Source organism: Reyranella sp. (assembly GCF_965279465.1).
Lineage (GTDB): Bacteria > Pseudomonadota > Alphaproteobacteria > Reyranellales > Reyranellaceae > Reyranella.
The window spans coordinates 1,633,455-1,652,491 of record NZ_OZ257242.1 but is presented as its reverse complement, the minus strand read 5'-3'; the positions used below and the strand labels follow the sequence as shown (position 1 = coordinate 1,652,491).

General features: G+C 66.0%; 23 protein-coding genes. 16 read left to right on the top strand and 7 right to left on the bottom strand.

Annotated elements, in window-relative coordinates:
- Window positions 1-74 precede the first annotated feature (74 nt).
- Window positions 75-401 carry an addiction module antidote protein gene (locus tag ACQY8M_RS08040; RefSeq protein ID WP_428670635.1) on the bottom strand — a complete coding sequence of 109 codons (327 nt, stop codon included), beginning with the start codon at window positions 399-401 and terminating at the stop codon, window positions 75-77.
- 41 nt (window positions 402-442) lie between these two features.
- Window positions 443-733, bottom strand: a complete 291-nt coding sequence (locus ACQY8M_RS08035) for a type II toxin-antitoxin system RelE/ParE family toxin (RefSeq protein ID WP_428670633.1) — start codon at window positions 731-733, stop codon at window positions 443-445.
- A gap of 161 nt (window positions 734-894) precedes the next feature.
- Between ACQY8M_RS08035 and ACQY8M_RS08030 the strand changes: the two genes are divergently transcribed.
- The 7 genes from ACQY8M_RS08030 (at window position 895) to ACQY8M_RS08000 (ending at window position 7,717) form a co-directional block, all read left to right on the top strand.
- A complete protein-coding gene (locus tag ACQY8M_RS08030; RefSeq protein ID WP_428670631.1) occupies window positions 895-2,223 on the top strand; it encodes a Rieske 2Fe-2S domain-containing protein in 1,329 nt (442 codons plus the stop codon).
- A 179-nt stretch (window positions 2,224-2,402) separates the two neighbouring features.
- On the top strand, window positions 2,403-4,133 hold the full coding sequence (locus ACQY8M_RS08025) for an ABC transporter permease (protein ID WP_428670629.1): 1,731 nt from the start codon (window positions 2,403-2,405) through the stop codon (window positions 4,131-4,133).
- A 31-nt stretch (window positions 4,134-4,164) separates the two neighbouring features.
- Window positions 4,165-5,175: an ABC transporter substrate-binding protein gene (locus ACQY8M_RS08020; protein ID WP_428670627.1), complete on the top strand. Its 1,011-nt coding sequence runs from the start codon at window positions 4,165-4,167 to the stop codon at window positions 5,173-5,175.
- A gap of 6 nt (window positions 5,176-5,181) precedes the next feature.
- Window positions 5,182-6,279 carry an ABC transporter ATP-binding protein gene (locus ACQY8M_RS08015; RefSeq protein WP_428670625.1) on the top strand — a complete coding sequence of 366 codons (1,098 nt, stop codon included), beginning with the start codon at window positions 5,182-5,184 and terminating at the stop codon, window positions 6,277-6,279.
- Window positions 6,280-7,080: an IclR family transcriptional regulator domain-containing protein gene (locus ACQY8M_RS08010; RefSeq protein WP_428670623.1), complete on the top strand. Its 801-nt coding sequence runs from the start codon at window positions 6,280-6,282 to the stop codon at window positions 7,078-7,080.
- A 62-nt stretch (window positions 7,081-7,142) separates the two neighbouring features.
- On the top strand, window positions 7,143-7,373 hold the full coding sequence (locus ACQY8M_RS08005) for an AbrB/MazE/SpoVT family DNA-binding domain-containing protein (protein ID WP_428670621.1): 231 nt from the start codon (window positions 7,143-7,145) through the stop codon (window positions 7,371-7,373).
- Window positions 7,370-7,717: a DNA-binding protein gene (locus ACQY8M_RS08000; RefSeq protein ID WP_428670619.1), complete on the top strand. Its 348-nt coding sequence runs from the start codon at window positions 7,370-7,372 to the stop codon at window positions 7,715-7,717. The genes ACQY8M_RS08005 and ACQY8M_RS08000 overlap by 4 nt, the downstream gene beginning before the upstream one ends.
- A gap of 4 nt (window positions 7,718-7,721) precedes the next feature.
- On the opposite strand, the gene ACQY8M_RS07995 is transcribed toward ACQY8M_RS08000, so the two are convergent.
- The 4 genes from ACQY8M_RS07995 to ACQY8M_RS07980 are packed head-to-tail and all read right to left on the bottom strand — an operon-like array spanning window position 7,722 to window position 11,290.
- On the bottom strand, window positions 7,722-8,309 hold the full coding sequence (locus tag ACQY8M_RS07995) for a septation protein A (protein WP_428670617.1): 588 nt from the start codon (window positions 8,307-8,309) through the stop codon (window positions 7,722-7,724).
- Complete coding sequence (ftsY, locus tag ACQY8M_RS07990; RefSeq protein WP_428670615.1) at window positions 8,306-9,541, bottom strand: signal recognition particle-docking protein FtsY; 1,236 nt, start codon at window positions 9,539-9,541, stop codon at window positions 8,306-8,308. Before ftsY ends, ACQY8M_RS07995 begins: the two co-directional genes overlap by 4 nt.
- Window positions 9,542-9,550: 9 nt before the next feature.
- Entirely contained in the window at window positions 9,551-10,399 is an 849-nt protein-coding gene (gene dapF / locus ACQY8M_RS07985; RefSeq protein ID WP_428670613.1) for a diaminopimelate epimerase, read from the bottom strand.
- Window positions 10,400-10,405: 6 nt separating this feature from the next.
- On the bottom strand, window positions 10,406-11,290 hold the full coding sequence (locus ACQY8M_RS07980; protein WP_428670611.1) for a hypothetical protein: 885 nt from the start codon (window positions 11,288-11,290) through the stop codon (window positions 10,406-10,408).
- Window positions 11,291-11,329: 39 nt separating this feature from the next.
- On the opposite strand from ACQY8M_RS07980, the gene ACQY8M_RS07975 reads away from it, so the two are divergent.
- Window positions 11,330-11,932, top strand: coding sequence for a 2-hydroxychromene-2-carboxylate isomerase (locus ACQY8M_RS07975; protein WP_428670609.1), 603 nt, complete (start codon window positions 11,330-11,332; stop codon window positions 11,930-11,932).
- A 37-nt stretch (window positions 11,933-11,969) separates the two neighbouring features.
- Here the strand turns inward: ACQY8M_RS07975 and ACQY8M_RS07970 are convergent, their stop codons facing one another.
- Complete coding sequence (locus ACQY8M_RS07970; RefSeq protein ID WP_428670607.1) at window positions 11,970-12,623, bottom strand: lysostaphin resistance A-like protein; 654 nt, start codon at window positions 12,621-12,623, stop codon at window positions 11,970-11,972.
- A gap of 152 nt (window positions 12,624-12,775) precedes the next feature.
- Here ACQY8M_RS07970 and ffh point away from each other — a divergent pair, with 152 nt between their 5' ends.
- The 8 genes from ffh to leuD all read left to right on the top strand — a co-directional run bounded on the left by ffh (window position 12,776) and on the right by leuD (window position 19,007).
- Window positions 12,776-14,185, top strand: coding sequence for a signal recognition particle protein (ffh, locus tag ACQY8M_RS07965; RefSeq protein ID WP_428670605.1), 1,410 nt, complete (start codon window positions 12,776-12,778; stop codon window positions 14,183-14,185).
- 18 nt (window positions 14,186-14,203) lie between these two features.
- Window positions 14,204-14,566 (top strand): 30S ribosomal protein S16, encoded by a 363-nt coding sequence (rpsP, locus tag ACQY8M_RS07960; protein WP_428670603.1) that lies wholly within the window; start codon window positions 14,204-14,206, stop codon window positions 14,564-14,566.
- The gene (gene rimM / locus ACQY8M_RS07955; protein ID WP_428670601.1) at window positions 14,566-15,087 is read left to right on the top strand and encodes a ribosome maturation factor RimM; all 522 of its coding nucleotides are present in this window, start codon (window positions 14,566-14,568) and stop codon (window positions 15,085-15,087) included. The genes rpsP and rimM overlap by 1 nt, the downstream gene beginning before the upstream one ends.
- A 37-nt stretch (window positions 15,088-15,124) precedes the next feature.
- Window positions 15,125-15,808, top strand: coding sequence for a tRNA (guanosine(37)-N1)-methyltransferase TrmD (gene trmD / locus ACQY8M_RS07950; RefSeq protein WP_428675336.1), 684 nt, complete (start codon window positions 15,125-15,127; stop codon window positions 15,806-15,808).
- Window positions 15,809-15,824: 16 nt separating this feature from the next.
- On the top strand, window positions 15,825-16,310 hold the full coding sequence (gene rplS, locus ACQY8M_RS07945; protein ID WP_428670599.1) for a 50S ribosomal protein L19: 486 nt from the start codon (window positions 15,825-15,827) through the stop codon (window positions 16,308-16,310).
- Window positions 16,311-16,317: 7 nt separating this feature from the next.
- On the top strand, window positions 16,318-17,754 hold the full coding sequence (leuC, locus tag ACQY8M_RS07940; protein WP_428670597.1) for a 3-isopropylmalate dehydratase large subunit: 1,437 nt from the start codon (window positions 16,318-16,320) through the stop codon (window positions 17,752-17,754).
- A gap of 90 nt (window positions 17,755-17,844) precedes the next feature.
- Window positions 17,845-18,339 (top strand): RDD family protein, encoded by a 495-nt coding sequence (locus tag ACQY8M_RS07935; protein ID WP_428670595.1) that lies wholly within the window; start codon window positions 17,845-17,847, stop codon window positions 18,337-18,339.
- Between the two features lie 53 nt (window positions 18,340-18,392).
- The gene (gene leuD, locus ACQY8M_RS07930; protein ID WP_428670593.1) at window positions 18,393-19,007 is read left to right on the top strand and encodes a 3-isopropylmalate dehydratase small subunit; all 615 of its coding nucleotides are present in this window, start codon (window positions 18,393-18,395) and stop codon (window positions 19,005-19,007) included.
- Window positions 19,008-19,037 lie beyond the last annotated feature (30 nt).

The following is a 19,037-nucleotide window of genomic DNA, read 5'->3' as shown; positions in this document are numbered from 1 at the left end:
CATTGACGAGGTCTAGATCACGTGCGGTGCGCACCTGATGAACGAGGATGTTGCCACCGGCATCGAGAGCGAGGTCACGCCGCTTTCGCCGCTCGCTTTCTCGGGGTCCGCTTCGCTGTCGCGGTCCGGGCCGAAAGCTCGAAGTCCAGCGTCTTGAGGACGCCGAGCAGCGTCGAAAGCTTTGGGTCGCCCTTGGCACCAAACGCTTTGTACAGCGCCTCGCGCGAGACGCCAGCACCCCGGGCCACCTCAGACATACCCCGGGCGCGCGCGACGACACCGAGAGCGCTCCTGATGTAGGTGGCATCGCCGGTTGCGAAAGCATCGTTGAGGAGTTCGGCCTGATCCTCCGGATCGGTGAGGTGCTCGGCCGGATCGAACGGGAATGTCCTGGGTGCCATATCCAATCTCTCATCAGTCATACGCTGATCGGTGACGCGGCCTAGAGATCGGCCGCCAGTTCCTTCGCCCTCCTGATGTCTGCGGCTTGTGTGCTCTTGTCGCCGCCGCACAGCAGGAGAATAAGAATCTTGCCCTTCTGCTTAAAATAGACGCGATAGCCTGGACCAAAGTTGATCCGCAGTTCCGAGACACCTTCGCCAATCGGCTTCGCGTCGCCCATCAGGCCCGAGGAAACTCGCACGATGCGCTGGGCGACCTTGGAAGCAGCCTTGGCGTCTCGAAGCGACGTGAGCCACTTGGCAAACACTTCGGTCTGACGAACTTCGACCATATGTGAATTGTAGTTAACGCCGTCAATCACAGTTCACAACAGTTTTCAGGTTGTGGCGCAGCGGCTGGAGAGACGTCTAATGCTCGCTCACGCTGGGCGTTTCTGCTATAATCGTACAAACGTCCGTAGAACGTACAAAAGTCCCGCAATCGGAGGATTTGATGCTCACAGCCGCCGCCAATGAGATGCTGACGCATATCGGCCCGGGTACGCCCATGGGCAACCTGATGCGCGAATACTGGATTCCGGCCTGCCTCTCCTCGGAACTCAAGGCCGACGGTGAGCCGATGCGGCTTCTGCTGCTCGGCGAGCAGCTGATCGCCTTCCGCGACACCGACGGCCGGGTCGGCATCATGGAGCATCGCTGCCCGCACCGCTGCGCCTCGCTGTTCTTCGGCCGCAACGAGGAAGGCGGCCTTCGCTGCGTCTATCACGGCTGGAAGTTCGACGTCGAAGGCAACTGCACCGACATGCCGAACGTGCCGCCGGCGCAGGATTTCAAGCACCGCATCAAGGCCAAGGCCTACAAGGTGGTCGAGCGCGCGGGCTTGATCTGGACCTACATGGGCAAGCGCGAGAAGCCGCCGGAGCTGCCGGCGCTCGAAGTGCTGAACCTGCCGGAGGACGTGCGCGTCACCCGCGTCCACCAGCGCGAGTGCAACTGGTTCCAGTCGCTCGAGGGCGACATCGATACCTCGCATTTCGGCTTCCTGCATATCGGCGGGCTGAAGATGGAGGAGGTACCGCAGGACACGATCCACAAGTGGGGCGTCGGCGACCGCGCGCCGGACTACAAGTCGACCGAGACCGACTGGGGCACGATGTACGCCGCCTACCGGCCGGCCGATCCGGGCAATCTCTACTATCGCTTCGCCCACTTCATGTTCCCGTTCATCACGCTGACACCGAACGGCTCTTTCGAGGATCAGGTCGCCTGCACGCTGAACGTGCCGATGGATGATACCCACACCATGACCTACAACCTGAACTGGGTGAAGAAGACGGCGCCGCTGCAGACGCTCGCGAACGGCGACTGGATCCCGGGCCTCAAGCCCGACATGGAGTACCTGCCCAACACCAACGACTGGTACGGCCGTCATCGCCTCGTGGCGCGGCGCGAGAACGACTACTTCATCGATCGCGAGATGCAGAAGCATTCCAACTACACCGGCATCCAGGGCATCGGCCGCCAGGACCAGGCCGCGGTGGAGTGCATGGGCGAGATCGTCGATCGCAGCCTCGAGCATCTCGCGCCGTCGGACCGCATGATCGCCATCACGCGCAAGCGGCTGCTCGAAGCCTGCCAGAAGCTGCTGGCTGACGGCACCGTGCCGCCGCTGGTCGACGACCCGCATGCCTGCCAGCGCGCGCGCGGCGGTTCGTTCATCGCGCCGGAGAAGCAGGACTGGCTCGACGCCTATGCGGACAAGCTGCAGGGCGCGCTGAGCCCCCTCGGCATGCTGCAACGCCTGCCGCTCGCGGCCGAGTAGCTGAATAGTTGAAGACGATACGCCCTTCCTCCCCCGCTTGCGGGGGAGGTGGCGCGGTAATCCGCGACGGAGGGGGCGTGACGCACCATCTCCGCCTCCTTCCCCCTCCGTCAGCGTAAGACGCTGACACCTCCCCCGCGAGCGGGGGAGGAGCTCTCAGATGGGTGATAGCCTTCTCGATGACGGTTGCCGTCCCCCTCGCTGAACGGGAGGCCGCGTTTCCGCGCGGCCTCGCACGCTACGGCCGGCCGGCCGGGATCGCGCTGCTGATCCTCGGCCTCGGCTTCCTGACGCTCTATCCCATGGCGATGCTGCTCTACGGCAGCCTCCATTCGACCCCGCCGGGCATGGCGGGCGAGTTCAACCTCGACGGCTACGCAAACCTCGCCACGCCCGAAAACCTCGAGGCGCTGGTCAACACCGCCGCGCTGTCGCTGGTGAAGACCGTGCTGTCGCTGGCGCTTGCGATCCTGCTGGCGTGGATCGTGGCGCGCACAGACACGCCCGGCCGCGGCGTGCTCGAAGTGCTGATCACGCTTCCCTTCTTCATCCCGCCGATCCTGACCGCGACCGCCTGGGCGATGCTCGGCAACGCACAGGTCGGCACCATCAACCTCGTCTGGCGCTGGCTGACGGACAGCGACGGCACGCTGGTCGACGTCTATTCCTACGGCGGCATCGTCTGGCACATGATGCAGTATTCGACGCCGTTCATCTTCCTGTTCGTCGTCGAGGCCTTCCGCGCCATGGATCCGTCGCTCGAGGAATCGAGCCGCATGTCAGGCGCCACGCGGTGGCAGACCTTCTGGCGCATCACCTTCGGCCTGATGCTGCCGGTCACGACCAGCGCCTTCCTGCTGAGCTTCATCCGCGGCATGGAGTCGTTCGAATCGGCGGTGTTCTTCGGCACGCCGGTCGGCATCAAGGTGCTGACGACACAGATCTTCGACCTGATCACGCAGCGGGCCCAGCCCGACTACCAGTCGGCGACGGCGATGGGCTTCGCGACCCTTGCCCTGATGTTCCTGCTGCTGGTCGTGCAAAGCCGGCTGCTGCGCGGCAAGAGCTATACCACCGTGACCGGGAAGGCCTATTCGCCGAGCGTCACGCGGCTCGGCTGGATGCGCTGGGTGACCTTCGCGATCTGCGTCGCCTTCTTCATCCTCACCGTGGCGCTTCCGGTCGGCCAGCTCATCCTCAGCTCGTTCTTCCAGTTCTTCGGCTTCTACCAGCTCGACATGCTGACCCTCGAGCATTACCGCAGCGTCTGGGAGAACCGCCAGTTCTGGGGTGCCCTGGGCAATACCATGCTGCTGGGGTTCCTCGGCGCGACGGCGACGATGGTGCTGGGCGGGATCATCGCCTACATCACGACCCGCACCAACTGGACGGGACGCCGGCTGATCGACATCCTCGCCTGGCTGCCCTGGATGATGCCGGGCATGGTGCTGGGCATCGGCTTCCTGTGGGGTTTCGCGATCCTGCCGCACGCGGTCCCGATCTACGGCACCCTGTGGGCGCTGCTGCTGGCCTATGTCGCCCTCGGCACGCCGGTGGCAGTCCGGGTGACCTCGGGCGCCTATGCCCAGATCGCCAAGGACCTCGAGGAATGCTCCCGCGTGCACGGCGCGGGCTGGTGGCAGACGCTCGGCCGCATCCTGGTAGCGCTCGCCTGGCCCGCCTTCGCGGTCGGCTGGGTGCTGATCTTCTTCGGCATCATGCGCGAGCTCAGTGCCTCGATTTTGCTCTATGTGCCGGATACGGAGGTGCTCTCGGTGGTGATGCTGAAGATGTGGAATGGCGGCAAACCCGAGGCGGTGAGCGTCATCGGGCTCGTCATGCTGGCGATGGTGCTGATTTTCCGGTGGGTGCAGCTGCGCTTCATCAAGCGGCGCATCAGCACGCTGTAATCAACAAAAGACAGGCACAGGGAGTGTGGCGATGAAGAGAAGAAAGGTACTGGGGCTGCTTGCGGCCTCGCCGGCGATCATGCGTTCCGCCGCGGCGCAGACCGATGACTGGGCCAAGGTCGTCGAGGACGCGAAGAAGGAAGGCAAGCTGCTGATCTACACCGCGTCGATCGGCTCGCCGTTCCACCGGACGGTGATCAAGGCCTTCGAGTCCAAGTACGACATCAAGGTCGATCTGCTCGAGGCGCGCGCCAGCGAAGTGCGCGAGAGGGTACGCGTCGAGCAGTCGGCCGGCCGCTTCCTGGGCGACCTCCATCACAACGGCGCGACGACGACCGGGCTGATGCAGCGCGACGGCAACTTCCAGCCCCGCGGCTTCATTCCCAACGTCAAGAACATCGAGTCGCCCTATGAAGCCGACGACGTCAGGATCCCGGCCGAGGTGATCAGCTACTGCCTGCTGATCAACAAGAACATCGTGAAGCCGGCCGACGAGCCCAAGAGCTGGAAAGACCTTCTGGATCCCCGATGGACCGGCAAGATCCTGTCGGACGATTATCGTGCGCTGGGGGGCGGCGCGGTGTTCTTCGTGGTGATGCAGAACACCTTCGGCCGCGAGTTCCACGAGAAGCTGGCGGCGCAGAAGCCGTCCTTCTCTCGCGACATCCAGAACAGCGAGCGCCGCACCGCGCGCGGCGAGTTCCCGCTCTACTTGCCCTTCTCCCTGCAGAACCTGAACAATCTCAAAGGTCTCCCGGTCAAGGCGATCGTGCCGGCCGAGGGCCGGCCCTACATCCGCTTCGACCTATCGACGCTGAAGAACGCCCCCCATCCCAATGCCGCGCGCCTGTTCATGAACCATTATCTCGAGATCGACTCGCAGCTCGTCTTCGCCAATGCCGGCTATAATCCGGTGGTCAAGGACGTGGTCGAAAAGACGCTGCCCGAGATTCGGCCGCTGCTCGCCACCAAGGCGATGGGCACGACCGACTACACCAAGCAGGACGAGATGCTCGCGCTCGCCAAAGAAATCTACAAGTAGCCGCCGGTGCCGAGCGTCACGTTACAGGGAGTCGGGCGCCATTTTGGCGCGCTGAAGGCGGTCGATTCGGTCGATCTCGCGGTCGAGAGCGGCGAATTCCTGACCCTGCTGGGCCCCTCGGGTTGCGGCAAGACGACGACGCTCCGCATGGTCGCGGGGCTCGAGCGCAACGACACCGGCACGATCGTGATCGGTGGAAGGACGGTGAGCGACGCGGCGGCGGACCTCTTCGTGTCGCCCGATCAGCGAAAGCTCGGCATGGTGTTCCAGTCCTACGCGATCTGGCCGCACATGACGGTGTTCGACAATGTCGCCTATCCACTGTCGGTGCGGCGCGTGGCCAAGGCCGAGATCAGGACGCGGGTGATGGCGGCCCTGCGGCTGGTCGAAATGGAAGCCTATGCGGAGCGGCCGGCCCCGGCCCTGTCCGGTGGGCAGCAGCAGCGCGTGGCAATCGCGCGCGCACTGGTGTTCGAGCCCGAGGTGCTGTTGCTCGACGAGCCGCTCAGCAATCTCGACGCACGGCTGCGGGCACAGATGGGCGACGAGTTCCGTGCCCTGCAGCGGCGTCTCAAGATCACGACGCTCTACGTCACGCACGACCAGGAAGAGGCGATGGCGCTGAGCGATCGCGTCGTGGTGATGGACAAGGGCCGCGCCCTGCAGATCGGCGCACCGGAGACGGTCTATCGGCGGCCGGCGAACCGGGCCGTCGCGGCGTTCTTCGGAACGCCGAATTTCATCGAAGCCACGGTCACCGCCTGCCGGGCCGACGGCGGCGACCACGTGCTCACGATCGAAGGCGCCGGCGCGCAGGGCGAGTGCCGCGCCGGCCAGGCCCATCGACCGGGCGAAACGGTGCAAGTCATGATCCGGGCGGAGGATGTCGCGCTCGGTCAGGCGAACGAACCGGCGCGACGCGGGCAACTGGTCTGGACGGGACGCGTGACCGACGGCGTGTTCCGCGGGTCGCGCCGCTCGCTCGCCGTCGAGGCCCAGGGCCGGCGCTTCAATGTCGAATGCCCGGCGACGCGAGCCGCCGCCGTCGGCGACGAAGTGACCCTGAAGGTCGACGCCGACAACGCGTGGGCGCTGGGAGAATAGATGGCGCGATTGCGGGAGCAGGACGCGCAGGCACGCGCTGCCAGCGGCTACGGGCCGGACTTCCTCGAGGCCTTCGCGCGCGGCTTGCGCGTGATCGGCGCCTTCAGCAAGGACCGCGCGCAGATGACGCTGAGCGACGTGGCGCGCGCCACCGACCTTCCCAAGCCCAGCGTCCGGCGCGCGCTCTACACCCTCACCTGCCTCGGCATGGCGACGAGCGACGGGCGCAGCTTCCGCCTGACGCCCCGAATCATGGAACTGGCGTCGGCCTATCTCGGCTCCAACATGATCTCGACGGTGGTCCAGCCGGCCTGCGAGCGCCTCGCCGACCTCACCGAGCAGTCGTGCTTCTCGGCCGTGCTCGACGGCCATGACATCGTGATGATCGCGCACTCGCTGCATGGCCGGCCCGACGTGCTGGCGCCGACCATCGGGCTGCGCCGGCCGGCCTTCAACACCGCGGCCGGCCGCGCGATCCTGAGCCAGTTGCCCGACGAGGCGCTCGACGCGTGGCTCGACAGGCTCGAGCCCAAGGGGATGACCGACTTCACGGTGACCAACAAGCGGGCCTTGCGCCAGGAGATCCTGCACGTCCGCAAGCAGGGCTTCGCGATCACCGCCCAGGAACTGCGCCGCGGCTATCACGCCGCCGCCGTGCCGTTGAAGCGCTACGACGGCGCCACGCTCGCGGCCCTCTGCGTCGCCGTCTGGGTCGAGGATTCCTCCGCCGGTTCCGTCGCCGAACGCTTCGTCCCCGCCCTCAAGGAAGAAGCTGACGCGCTGAAGCCGCAGCTGCTGTAGCGCCCGCCTTGATCGCCGTTGTCCCTGATCTTACTCCTACCGGTAAGAGTAAGGAGAAAGGCATGCGCATAACGTCCAAAGGTCAGGTTACCATCCCGCAGGCGATTCGCGAGCAGGCCGGCCTCCTACCCCACACCGAAGTAGACTTCGTCTATGACGGCAAAACCGTTCAGATCGTTCGCGTCGATGGGAGCAAGAGCAGCCGCGGCGCAAGAATCGTCGAACACCTGCGGGGACGTCTTGCCGGGAAGGGACTTACCACCGACCAGCTTATGGCGCTGACCCGCAGATGAATACGGTTCTGGTCGACAGCAACGTCCTCTTCGACATCCTGACAAACGACGAGCGCTGGCAACCATGGTCCTCCCAGGCGTTGAACCAAGCCGCGAGCAATGGAAGGCTGATAATCAATCCGATCATATTCGGCGAAGTGTCTGTTGGATTTCCAACGATCGGGGAAGTGGAAGATGTACTTCCTTCGACGATGTTCGAGCGCGAGCGGATTCCCTACGACGCCGCCTTCCTGGCCGCAAAGGCACTTGCAGCCTATCGGCGCCGCGGCGGCTACAAGATTCTTACACGAGATGTTGCGCGATACAGGACCTATTTCCCAAATCTGACGCTGATCGCCCCGTAGGCGCTCACGCGAACGGGTTGTCGTCGCCTTCCCAGTAGCGCTTGAGCAGCGGGACCTGGAAGAAGGCGAAGACCAGGGTCGCGGGGAAGCTCACGAACATCTTGCTGGCGATCCAGGTGTCGGTCGAGAAGTTCCGCCACGCCACTTCGTTGACGATGGCGAGAAAAAAGAAGAACAGCGCCCAGCGCAAGGTCAGCTTGCGCCAGCCCTCGTCGGTGAGCTGGAAGGCTGCGCCGAATATCGGCTTCAGCAGCGGCCGCTTCAGCAACAGCAGACCGCCGCCCAGGATGACGCCGAACAGGCAGTTCACGATCGTCGGCTTCAGCTTGATGAAGGTCTCGTCTTGCAGCCAGATGGTGAGGCCGCCGAACACCAGCACGAAAAAGCCGCCGACCATCGGCATGACCGGCCAGCGCCCCTCCATCCAGCGGTAGGCCGGCAGGCAGATCGCGGTCGCGGCGATGAACACCCCGGTGCCGACGAAGATGCCCCACTTCGAGTTGGCAGCAAAGAACAGCACGAGGGGCCCGAGCTCCAGCGCCGTGGCGTAGAGCTTGCGCATGCCCTTCTCGGGCTTGATGTCGTCGCTCATGCCGGCAAGCCCATCAAGCTCCTCGCGAAAGCCTTCGCCTCGAACGGCTTCAGGTCGTCGATGCCTTCGCCGACGCCCACCGCCACCACCGGCAGCTTGAACTTCTCGGCCAGCGCCACCAGCACGCCCCCCTTGGCGCTGCCGTCGAGCTTGGTCACCACCAGCGCATCGACCGGCGACAGGCTCTTGAAGGTCTCGACCTGGGCATGGGCGTTCTGCCCGACCGTCGCGTCGAGCACCAGCAGGCAGGAATGCGGCGCCGACGGATCGAGCTTGCGGATCACCCTCACGATCTTGGCCAGCTCTTCCATCAGGTTGGTCTTGTTGTGCAGCCGGCCCGCCGTATCGATCAGCAACACGTCACAGCGCTCGGCGCGCGCCTTCTCCAGCGCCTCGTAGGCGAGGCCTGCGGCATCGGCGCCGGTCTGCTTGGCGACAACCGGCACGCCGGCGCGCTCGGCCCAGACCTTGAGCTGCTCGACCGCGGCGGCGCGAAACGTGTCGCCGGCCGCCAGCATTACCTTCTTGCCCTCGCCCTTGTAGAGATGCGCGAGCTTGGCGATGGTCGTGGTCTTGCCGCTGCCGTTGACGCCGATCACCAGCACGACATGCGGCTTGTGCGCGGCATCGATCGTCAGCGACTGGGCGACCGGCTCCAGGATCTCGGCGATGTCCTCGGCGAAGGCTGCGCGCACTTCCTCGTCGGTCACTTCCTTGCCGAAACGCTCCTTGCCGAGCTTCGCAATCAGCCGGGCCGCGACAGTGACACCGAGATCGGCCTGGATCAGCACGTCCTCGAGCTCGTTGAGCGTCGTCTGGTCGAGCTTCCTCTTGGTGAAGATTCCGGGAAGGCTCTCGGTGAAGAGCTGGGTAATGCTCTCGGTGACCTTCTTGGTCGACTTCGAGAGCCCATCGCGCAGGCGGCCAAGCCAGCCCTTCTTCTCAGTCGCTCCTGCCGTCTCGACGTCGGCGCCCGTCCGGGAATCGAGGACATCGCTCGGCGATTCGCTCGAAAGCGGCGAAGACGGTGTATCGACCCGATTCTCGACTTCCAATGCCGCCGGCTGCAGCGGCTCCGCCGACGCGGGCGGCGGCTCTGACGACTGGGGCGGCTCTGACGACTGGGGCGCCTCCGCCGGGCGGAGCGGCTCTGACGACGGCGGCGGCTCGCTTGCCGGGGCCCCACGTGAGCGAAACCGCGAAAACCAGCCTTTCTTTTCGGGTTCGCTCACCGGGACACCTCAGGAAAGCAGTGAGCGGTCGAGCTCACCCTTGAAGGCGAGCGCAATGCCGCCGGTCATCGACACGTGGCCGTCACGCAGCCATTCGATCGTCAGCGTGCCCTCCTGCAGGAGGACATCGGCCTTGCGGTCGACCAGGCCGCGGCGCGACGCGGCCACGACGGCGGCGCAGGCGCCCGAACCGCAGGCCAGCGTCAGGCCGGCGCCGCGTTCCCAGACCCGGAGCTTCATCCGCCCCGGGCCGACCAGCTGCGCAACCCCAATATTGGCGCGTTCGGGAAAGAACGCGTCGTGCTCGAGGCGTGGGCCCAGCTCGGCGAGCGGGATGGCGTCCAGATCGTCGACGAAGAAGGTGGCGTGCGGATTGCCCATGCTGGTCCCCGCCGGATCCTGCAGCGGGCCGGCGCCGACCGGCATGTGCCTGGTGTCGCAGGCGCGGGCGACCGGAATGTCGCGCCAGTCGAGCCTGGCCGGTCCCATGTCGACCGAGATCACCGGCAGCCCGTTGGCGCCCGTGCCTGCCTTCTGCGATTCGAGCAGGCCGGCGATGGTCTGCACCGTCACCAGGTCGGTGTTGCGCTCGTCCATCACCACCGAGGCGACGCAGCGCGTGGCGTTGCCGCAGGCGCCGGCTTCGCTGCCGTCGGGATTGTAGATGCGCATGAAGACGTCGGCGTCGCGATCGGTCGGCGGCTCGAGCACGATCAGCTGGTCGCAGCCTACGCCCAGCCGGCGATCGGCGATGGCGCGGCGACGCGCGACCGACAGGTCGAGCGGCGTCCGGCGGCCATCGAGCACGACGAAATCGTTGCCCAGCCCATGCATCTTGAGGAACGGCGTTGCACCCACGGTGCGCTATATGGCCGTTCGACCGGGCCAGCGCAACGAGCGCGCCCGGACCTCTCCGGCGTGCGGCCCGCTCAGTTCGCGCACGTCCAGCGCCGCGAGCCGCTTGGTGTAGATCGTCATGTGCAGGATGCCGAGCGGGTCGTAGGGCATCGCTGGCTCGACCAACAGGCCACGCTCGGAATCCCAGGCCGGCGTCGCATGGTGGATCGGCCAGTTGCAGCGGCTGGGCAGCGGCTCGCAGGCAAAGCCGTGATCATAGACCAGCACGTTGAGCGCGATCTGGTCGGTCATGTCGGCCGACCGCTGCAGCGACTCGCCCAGCAGGTCGGCCCAGCCCTGCCAGTGCGGCGCATCGGCCTTCAGGGCGAAGACACCCGCATTGATCAGCGGAAAGCGGATCAGGCGATCGGCCGTCTCCTGGCCGAAAGCAGCGGCGTAGGCCGCGCCGTTGATCGTCGAGAACTCCGTCCAGGCGTGATGATGGTGACGCATCGAGCGATGGATCTCCGGCGCCGCGGCCAGGGCGCCGGTTCGCGCGGCGCGCAGGTAAAGAGCGACGGCGTCGCCCTGCTGCACCCAACAATCGGCATCGATCCAGAGATAGAGATCGAAGCCCGGGAAATAGCGCGGCAAGAAGGGCCGGGCCGTCAGCGCCTTGTAGCCGTCCTTGAGCCTCGCGCGGCCGGGAAAGTCGAAATCCCACTCGGGCACGACGAAAATCGCGCCCTGGTCCGCGAACCACGCCCGTTGCTCGGCCGTCAGCCCGCAATCGAGGATGCCAAGCGCCATCGCGCGACCTTCCTCGGTGGCACGCAGCGACCCCACGCAGTCGCGCAGCAGCTCGAAATAATTGGCGTCGCCGCCGGTGATCGCGATGGCCTTTTCCGTCACCCGCGAAAGATGCCACAGTCCGGCCCCCCGGAGGAAATCATGGCCAAGCACGTCGACTACTACGTTTCGCTCAATTCGCCCTGGACCTATCTCGCCTCGAAGCGGCTCGAGGCCATGGCAAAGAAGTACAATGCCGACGTGACGATCTGGCCGGTCGATTTCGGCTCGGTGTTCGCCGTTTCCGGCGGCCTGCCGCTGCCCAAGCGCGCCCCGCAGCGCCAAGCCTATCGCATGATGGAGCTCAAGCGCTGGCGCGACCATCTCGGCGTCGAGCTGACGCTCGAGCCCAAGTTTTTCCCGGCCAACGAGGTGCCGGCCGCGCGCTGCGTCATCGCCTTGCGCGAGCAGGGCCGCATGGCCGACGCGATCAAGGTCGCCCACGCGGTGCTGTACGCCCTGTGGGCCGAGGAGAAGAACACCGGCGATCCGGCGACCCTGAAGGCGATCATCGCCGGCTGCGGCCTCGACGCCGATGCCGTCCTGAAGGCAGGCGACGCGCCGGAGATGGCGGCCAGGCGCGAGGAATACACCAAGGCCGCGATCGAAAAAGGTGTGTTCGGCGCCCCGTTCTTCATCATCGACGGCGAGCGGTTCTGGGGCCAGGACCGGCTCGACTTCGTCGAGCGCAAGCTGGCTTCGTGATCATTGGACCGCGCATCCTGCGCGCTCGGCCTAATGATCACACGCCAGGCAGATAAACCGCCGCCAGCAGCGCGAAGCCGTTGTTGAGGATGTGGCAGACCAACGACGGCAGCAGCGAATCGGTGCGCCGGCGCATCCAGCCGAACAGCAGGCCGAGCGGCAGCACCAGCACGATATGCGCCGGCTCGAAGTGGGCGGCGGCGAAAGCCAGCGAGCTCACGATGAAGCCCGCCATCGTGCCCCACCGCCCGGCGATCCAGCCGTAGATCAGGCCTCGGAACACCAGCTCCTCGACGATCGGCGCGAGCACGGCCAGCAGCAGCAGGCTGGGAATGACCTGCTCGGGCACGAACTCGATCACCTTCTTCATGCCCTGCGGTTCGATGCCGAGCTGGCTGACCGCGACCGACAAAGCGAGCGTGGCAAGCGGGCCGAACACGACGTACTTCCAGTTGGCGGGCCTCAGACCAAGCGCCGGGAGGGCCGCCCGGCCAAGCGGGGCGACGGCCACGACCAGTGCGAGGAAGCCGATTGCGAAGAAGGCGCCCAGGATGGTCAGCATCTCGCTATCGGGCAAAAACCGGGCAACCCCGAAGCCAATGATCGGCAGGGCGACCGCGAAAACCAGCAGCGACCAGCCGGGCACGGGCCTGTAAGCGTTCTGGATCAAGGGGTTAGCGTCAGACGGCAAGACTTTTGACTCCTCGGCCGGCAGGCCTTATACCCCGGCCGCTCAATCGGTCGTGCCGATTTCAGGTTCCCCCTGCGGGGAGCTCCGCTGATTCGCGAAGGTTCGCGCATCGGCGCGATATCTGTTTGGGCAAACGGAGTGGCGGAACTGAGATGTTCGAAGGTCTGAGCAAACGTCTGGGCGATGTGTTCGACCGGCTGCGCGGGCGCGGTGCGCTCACGGAGGCCGATGTCGATGCCGCGCTCCGCGAAGTGCGCACGGCCCTGCTCGAGGCCGACGTGGCGCTGCCGGTCGTGCGCCAGTTCGTCGACGAGGTGCGGCCGAAGGCGATCGGCACCGATGTCATCCGCTCGGTCACGCCGGGCCAGATGGTCATCAAGATCGTCAACGATCACCTGGTCGAGATGCTCGGCGGCACGGTCGCCGACCTCGATCTCAGCGCCATCCCGCCGGTCATCATCCTGATGGTCGGCCTGCAGGGCTCGGGTAAGACCACGACCTCGGCCAAGATCGCCTACCGGCTCACCCAGGGTCCGCAGGGCATGGCGGCCGAGGTGTTCGGCACCAGCGGCACCTTCTCGACCCGGCGCAAGGTCATGATGGCCTCGCTCGACACCCGCCGTCCGGCCGCCCAGCAGCAGCTCAAGATCCTGGGCGAGCAGACCGGCGTGGCGACCCTGCCGATCGTTCCGCTCGAGATGCCGCTCGCCATCACCCGGCGTGCGATGGAGCAGGCACGGCGCGAAGGCTTCGACGTCCTGATCCTCGACACCGCCGGCCGCACCTCGATCGACGAGGAGCTGATGACGGAGGTCAAGCAGATCTCCGACCTCGCCCAGCCGAAGGAGACGCTGCTCGTCGCCGACGCCATGACCGGCCAGGATGCCGTGAACGTCGCCAAGGCTTTCAACGACCGGCTCGCGGTCACCGGCATCGTGCTGACCCGCGTCGACGGCGACAGCCGTGGCGGCGCGGCGCTGTCGATGCGCGCGGTCACCGGCCGACCGGTCAAGCTGATCGGCGTCGGCGAGAAGTTCGACGCGCTGGAGCCGTTCCATCCCGACCGCATCGCCTCGCGCATCCTCGGCATGGGCGACATCGTCTCGCTGGTCGAGCGCGCCGCCGAGACGATCGACAAGGAAGAGGCCGAAAAGCTCGCCGCCAAGGTGCGCAAGGGCCAGTTCGACATGAACGACCTGCTCAGCCAGCTCCGCCAGCTGCGCAAGATGGGCGGCCTGTCGGGCCTGATGGGCATGCTGCCCGGCGCCATGCAGGCCAAGGCCGCGATGTCCAAGGCCGAGATCGACGAAGGCCAGCTCAAGCGCCAGGAGGCAGTCATCCTGTCGATGACGCCCCGGGAACGGCGCAACCCCGACCTGATCCATGCGTCGCGCAAGAAGCGCATCGCCAAGGGTTCGGGCGTGCAGGTTCAGGACGTCAACAAGCTCCTGAAGCAGCACGCCGACATGCTCAAGATGATGAAGAGAGTGAACAAGCTCGGAGAGAAAGGTTTCATGCGCAGCCTCGGAGGCATGACGCCCCCGCCCGGCTTCCCGCGCTGAAGTTTTGAAGGAGACAGAATGCTCGCCATCCGTATGACCCGTCACGGCACCAAGAAGCGCCCGTTCTTCCACATCGTAGTTGCCGATTCGCGCAGCCCGCGCGACGGCCGCTTCATCGAGAAGCTCGGCACCTACAACCCGCTTCTGCCGCGCGAGCACGCCACGCGCATCACGCTCGACAAGGAGCGTATCGCGCATTGGCTGAAGGTCGGCGCGCAGCCGTCGGACCGGGTCGCCAAGTTCCTGTCGAACGCCGAGTTGATGAAGCCGCGCGAGCGCCGCGAGCAGACCAAGAAGAACCAGCCGCGCGCCAAGGCGCAGGAGCGCATGAAGGCGGCCGCCGCGGCGGCCGAGGCCGGCAAGGAAGCCGCGGCCGGCTGATGAGCCCGGATCGCGTCCTCCTGGGCGTCGTCGCGGCGCCGCACGGGGTGCGCGGTCTGGTGCGCATCAAGAGCTTCACCGAGGACCCGCTGTCGGTCGCCGCCTACGGCCCGCTTTCGGACGAATCGGGGAAGAAGGAGTACCGGGTCGAGGTCCTCAGCGCCGCGCGCGGCGCGGTCCTCGCCCGGATCGAAGGCGTAGCCGATCGCACGGCGGCCGAGGCATTGCGCGGGTTGCGACTCTATGTGGAGCGCCAGCGTCTGCCGGCGACGGGCGAGCGGGAATGGTACGAGGCCGACCTGGTCGGTCTCGCGGCAGTCGGCACGGACGGCCGGAATTGGGGGAAGGTTGTCGCCTTCCACGATTTCGGCGCCGGGTCGGTGATTGAGGTGTCGGGCGGGGTGATGTTGCCCTTCACCGACGAGGTGGTGCCCGAGATCGATGTCGAGGGCGGCAAGGTCGTGATCGATCCGCCGGCCGGTCTGCTGACCGGTGGCAAGGAGAAGGAGGCGGAGACCTGACGTGTGGCAAGCCACAGCGCTGACGCTCTTCCCGGAGATGTTCCCGGGCCCGTTGGGCGAAAGCCTGGCCGGCAAGGCACTCAAGGAGGGGACGTGGGGGCTGGAAGCGGTCGATATCCGGCGGTTCGCCAGGGATCGCCATGGCACGGTGGACGATGCCCCTTTCGGGGGCGGCGCCGGCATGGTGATGAAGCCCGACGTGCTGTCGGAAGCGATTTCCACCGTGTCGCGGCCGGACGTGCCGCGGCTGCTGATGTCGCCCAGGGGCGCGCCGTTCACTCAGGCACGAGGGCGGGAGTTGGCGACAGGACCGGGCGTGCTGCTGGTCTGCGGACGGTTCGAAGGCGTGGACGAAAGGGTCATCGAGGCCCACGCGCTGGAAGAGGTTTCGGTCGGCGATTTCGTGCTTTCGGGCGGCGAGATTGCGGCCATGGCGGTGATAGATTGCTGTGTGCGCCTGCTGCCCGGCGTGATGGGCGCGGCCCACTCGGCGGACGAGGAGAGTTTCGAGGACGGACTGCTGGAGTATCCGCACTATACGCGGCCCGCGATCTGGGCCGGCCCGGATGGGATCGAACGGCGCGTGCCGGACGTCCTGGTCTCGGGTCACCACGGCAAGGTCGCGGAGTGGCGGATGCGGCAGCGGGAAGAGATTACGCGGCGGAGGCGGCCCGATCTGTGGGGACGCCGGATTGCCGTGATGGGAAACGAAGACAAGTGACGAAAGGATGGATGCGATGAACATTCTCGACGCGATCGGCCAGACGACGATCGACAAGGTGGAGAGCGAGCGGCCGGTGCCGCGTTTCGAGCCGGGCGACACGCTGCGCGTGCACGTCAAGGTGCAGGAAGGCAACCGCGAGCGCCTTCAGGTCTATGAGGGCCAGTGCATCGCGCGCAAGAATTCCGGCGTGAATTCCAACTTCACCGTGCGCAAGATCAGCTTCAACGAAGGTGTGGAGCGCGTGTTCCCGCTCTACAGCCCGAACATCTGGGAGATCGAGGTCGTCCGTAAGGGCATCGTGCGCCGCGCCAAGCTCTATTACCTGCGCGACCTGCGCGGCAAGGCGAGCCGCATCGCCGAGGACATCGAGGCCCAGCGCGAGCTGCTCGCGGTCCAGGCGGAAGAGGCTCTCAAGCGTCCGCGCCGCGAGAAGCTCAAGAAGGAAAAGCCCAAGGAAGAGAAGGCCACCCGCGCCGCCAAGGGCGGCGGCAGAAAGTAGGCGCGCCATGGCGTTCCGGAAGAAGTCGGCCACGCCGCCGCCCCCGCCTCCTCCTCCGCGGACCCTGTTCGAGAAGATCTGGGACAGCCACGTCGTCTCCAGGCAGGACGATGGCACCTGTGTGATCTACATCGACCGTCACCTCGTGCACGAGGTGACCAGCCCGCAGGCCTTCGAAGGCCTGCGCATGGCCAACCGGCCGGTGCGTCGCCCCGACGCCACCGTCGCCGTTGCCGACCACAACACGCCGACCACCGCCGGCGCCATGGACGAGGAATCGCGCATCCAGGTCGAGACGCTCGAGAAGAACGTCGCCGACTTCGGCGTGCCGTACTTCGGCCTCGACGATCCGCGCCGCGGCATCGTGCATGTGATCGGCCCCGAGCAGGGCCTCACCCTGCCCGGCATGACGATCGTGTGCGGCGACAGCCACACCTCGACGCATGGTGCGTTCGGCGCGCTGGCCTTCGGCATCGGCACCTCCGAGGTCGAGCATGTGCTGGCCACCCAGACCGTGATCCAGCGGCCGGCCAGGAACATGCGCGTGAACGTCGACGGCGTCCTGCCGCTCGGCGTCACGGGCAAGGACATCATCCTCGCCGTCATCGGCAAGCTCGGCACGGCCGGCGGCACCGGCTACGTGATCGAGTATGCCGGCCGCGCGATCCGCGAGCTGACGATGGAAGGCCGCATGACGGTCTGCAACATGTCGATCGAGGCGGGCGCGCGCGCCGGCCTGATCGCGCCGGACGAGACGACCTTCCAGTATCTCGAAGGACGTCCCTACGCGCCCAAAGGCGGCGCCTGGGATCTTGCGCTGAGCCAGTGGCGTCGTTTGCCGTCCGACAAGGGCGCGCAGTTCGACATGCAGCTCGACTTCAATGCGTCGGACATCCCGCCGATGGTCACCTGGGGCACCAGCCCGCAGGACGCGCTGCCGATCACGGACGTGATCCCCGATCCGGCCAATGCGCCGGACGAGAACATGCGCGAAGCCTGGACCCGCTCGCTCGCCTATATGGGCCTGACGCCGGGCACCAAGCTGGTCGACGTGCCGATCGATCGCGTGTTCATCGGCTCGTGCACCAACGGCCGCATCGAGGATCTGCGCGCGGCCGCCGAGATCGCGCGCGGCCGCAAGGTCGCGTCGAGCGTCTCGGCGATGGTCGTGCCGGGCTCGGGCCTGGTGAAGGCCCAGGCCGAGAAGGAAGGGCTCGACAAGATCTTCCTCGAGGCCGGCTTCGAATGGCGCCTGCAGGGCTGCTCGATGTGCCTGGCGATGAACGCCGACCGGATCGAGCCCGGCCAGCGCTGCGCCTCGACCTCGAACCGCAATTTCGAGGGCCGTCAGGGCCGCGGCGGACGCACTCATCTGGTCAGCCCGGCAATGGCGGCAGCCGCCGCGATCAAAGGCACCTTGGCCGACGTGCGCGATTTTCAGTAGGCGTGACTACCAATAGCCCGTCCACATTGGGCAGTGGTATCTTCCCGGGCGGTGCAGCAAGGCACCGCCCGCTTCATTTGGGAGAACGCCATGCCTTCCGTTCCCAATTCCGGCCCCGCTGCTGCACCGCCGCCCCCGCCGGTGTGGGACGCAAGGCCGCCCGCGGCAGGCACGCCGACCGGCTACGGCGGCTTCTGGATTCGTGTCGTGGCCTACATCATCGATGGCATCCTGCTCAGCATCGCCGCTGGGGTCATCGGCGTGGTTACCGGGGGAGGCATGTATGGCGATCTCGACCATCCCAACTATTCCGGGAGCGGTGTCTCGATCGTCGTCGCCTGGCTTTATTTCGCCCTGATGGAGAGTTCCGAGCGCGGCGCCACCGTCGGCAAGATGACGGTGGGACTGCGGGTCGTGACCGACCAGGGCCAGCGCCTGTCGTTCCTCAACGCCACCGGCCGCTATTTCGCCAAGTTCATCTCGGCGCTCATCATGGGCATCGGCTTCCTGATGATCGCCTTCACGGACCGCAAGCGGGGTCTGCACGACATCATGGCCGGCACCCTTGTGGTGAAGGTCCGGTAAGCTTGACGAAGGGGCTGAAAGCCCGTTTATTCCGGCGAATCGCCGAGGGAAATATGGAAAAATTCACGACGTTGCGGGGCGTCGCCGCTCCGCTGCCGATGGTCAATGTCGATACCGACATGATCATTCCCAAGAACTTCCTGAAGACCATCAAGCGCACCGGTCTCAAGGAAGGGCTGTTCTACGAGATGCGATGGACGGCCGATGGTCAGAAGAAGGACTTCGTCCTCGACCAGCCGGCCTATCAGAACGCCAAGATCCTGATCGCCGGCCCGAACTTCGGCTGCGGCTCGAGCCGCGAACACGCGCCCTGGGCACTGCTCGACTTCGGCATCCGCTGCATCATCTCCGAGGACTTCGCCGACATCTTCTACAACAACTGCTTCAAGAACGGCGTTCTGCCGATCAAGATGCCGAAGGAGATCATCGACAAGCTGATGGACGACGCGAGCCGCGGCTCGAATGCCATCATCGAGATCGACCTCGAGAAGCAGGAGATCAAGGGTCCGGACGGCGGCACCGTCCATTTCGACATCGATCCGTTCCGCAAGCGCTGCCTGCTCGAAGGCCTCGACGACATCGGCCTCACGATGGAGAAGAGGTCGGAGATCGACGACTTCGAGAAGAAGCAGAGAGAATCGCAGCCCTGGCTGCACGCGGCGGAGTGAGCGCTCCCCGCGGGTAGGTACACTGCGCCA

What these genes read in the sequence shown, in the direction of transcription:
- ACQY8M_RS08040 (WP_428670635.1), bottom strand. Translation starts at nt 401, where the DNA reads ATGGCACCCAGGACATTCCCGTTCGATCCGGCCGAGCACCTCACCGAT.
- ACQY8M_RS08035 (WP_428670633.1), bottom strand. Translation starts at nt 733, where the DNA reads ATGGTCGAAGTTCGTCAGACCGAAGTGTTTGCCAAGTGGCTCACGTCG.
- ACQY8M_RS08030 (WP_428670631.1), top strand. Translation starts at nt 895, where the DNA reads ATGCTCACAGCCGCCGCCAATGAGATGCTGACGCATATCGGCCCGGGT.
- ACQY8M_RS08025 (WP_428670629.1), top strand. Translation starts at nt 2,403, where the DNA reads ATGACGGTTGCCGTCCCCCTCGCTGAACGGGAGGCCGCGTTTCCGCGC.
- ACQY8M_RS08020 (WP_428670627.1), top strand. Translation starts at nt 4,165, where the DNA reads ATGAAGAGAAGAAAGGTACTGGGGCTGCTTGCGGCCTCGCCGGCGATC.
- ACQY8M_RS08010 (WP_428670623.1), top strand. Translation starts at nt 6,280, where the DNA reads ATGGCGCGATTGCGGGAGCAGGACGCGCAGGCACGCGCTGCCAGCGGC.
- ACQY8M_RS08005 (WP_428670621.1), top strand. Translation starts at nt 7,143, where the DNA reads ATGCGCATAACGTCCAAAGGTCAGGTTACCATCCCGCAGGCGATTCGC.
- ACQY8M_RS08000 (WP_428670619.1), top strand. Translation starts at nt 7,370, where the DNA reads ATGAATACGGTTCTGGTCGACAGCAACGTCCTCTTCGACATCCTGACA.
- ACQY8M_RS07995 (WP_428670617.1), bottom strand. Translation starts at nt 8,309, where the DNA reads ATGAGCGACGACATCAAGCCCGAGAAGGGCATGCGCAAGCTCTACGCC.
- ACQY8M_RS07975 (WP_428670609.1), top strand. Translation starts at nt 11,330, where the DNA reads ATGGCCAAGCACGTCGACTACTACGTTTCGCTCAATTCGCCCTGGACC.
- ffh (WP_428670605.1), top strand. Translation starts at nt 12,776, where the DNA reads ATGTTCGAAGGTCTGAGCAAACGTCTGGGCGATGTGTTCGACCGGCTG.
- rpsP (WP_428670603.1), top strand. Translation starts at nt 14,204, where the DNA reads ATGCTCGCCATCCGTATGACCCGTCACGGCACCAAGAAGCGCCCGTTC.
- rimM (WP_428670601.1), top strand. Translation starts at nt 14,566, where the DNA reads ATGAGCCCGGATCGCGTCCTCCTGGGCGTCGTCGCGGCGCCGCACGGG.
- trmD (WP_428675336.1), top strand. Translation starts at nt 15,125, where the DNA reads ATGTTCCCGGGCCCGTTGGGCGAAAGCCTGGCCGGCAAGGCACTCAAG.
- rplS (WP_428670599.1), top strand. Translation starts at nt 15,825, where the DNA reads ATGAACATTCTCGACGCGATCGGCCAGACGACGATCGACAAGGTGGAG.
- leuC (WP_428670597.1), top strand. Translation starts at nt 16,318, where the DNA reads ATGGCGTTCCGGAAGAAGTCGGCCACGCCGCCGCCCCCGCCTCCTCCT.
- ACQY8M_RS07935 (WP_428670595.1), top strand. Translation starts at nt 17,845, where the DNA reads ATGCCTTCCGTTCCCAATTCCGGCCCCGCTGCTGCACCGCCGCCCCCG.
- leuD (WP_428670593.1), top strand. Translation starts at nt 18,393, where the DNA reads ATGGAAAAATTCACGACGTTGCGGGGCGTCGCCGCTCCGCTGCCGATG.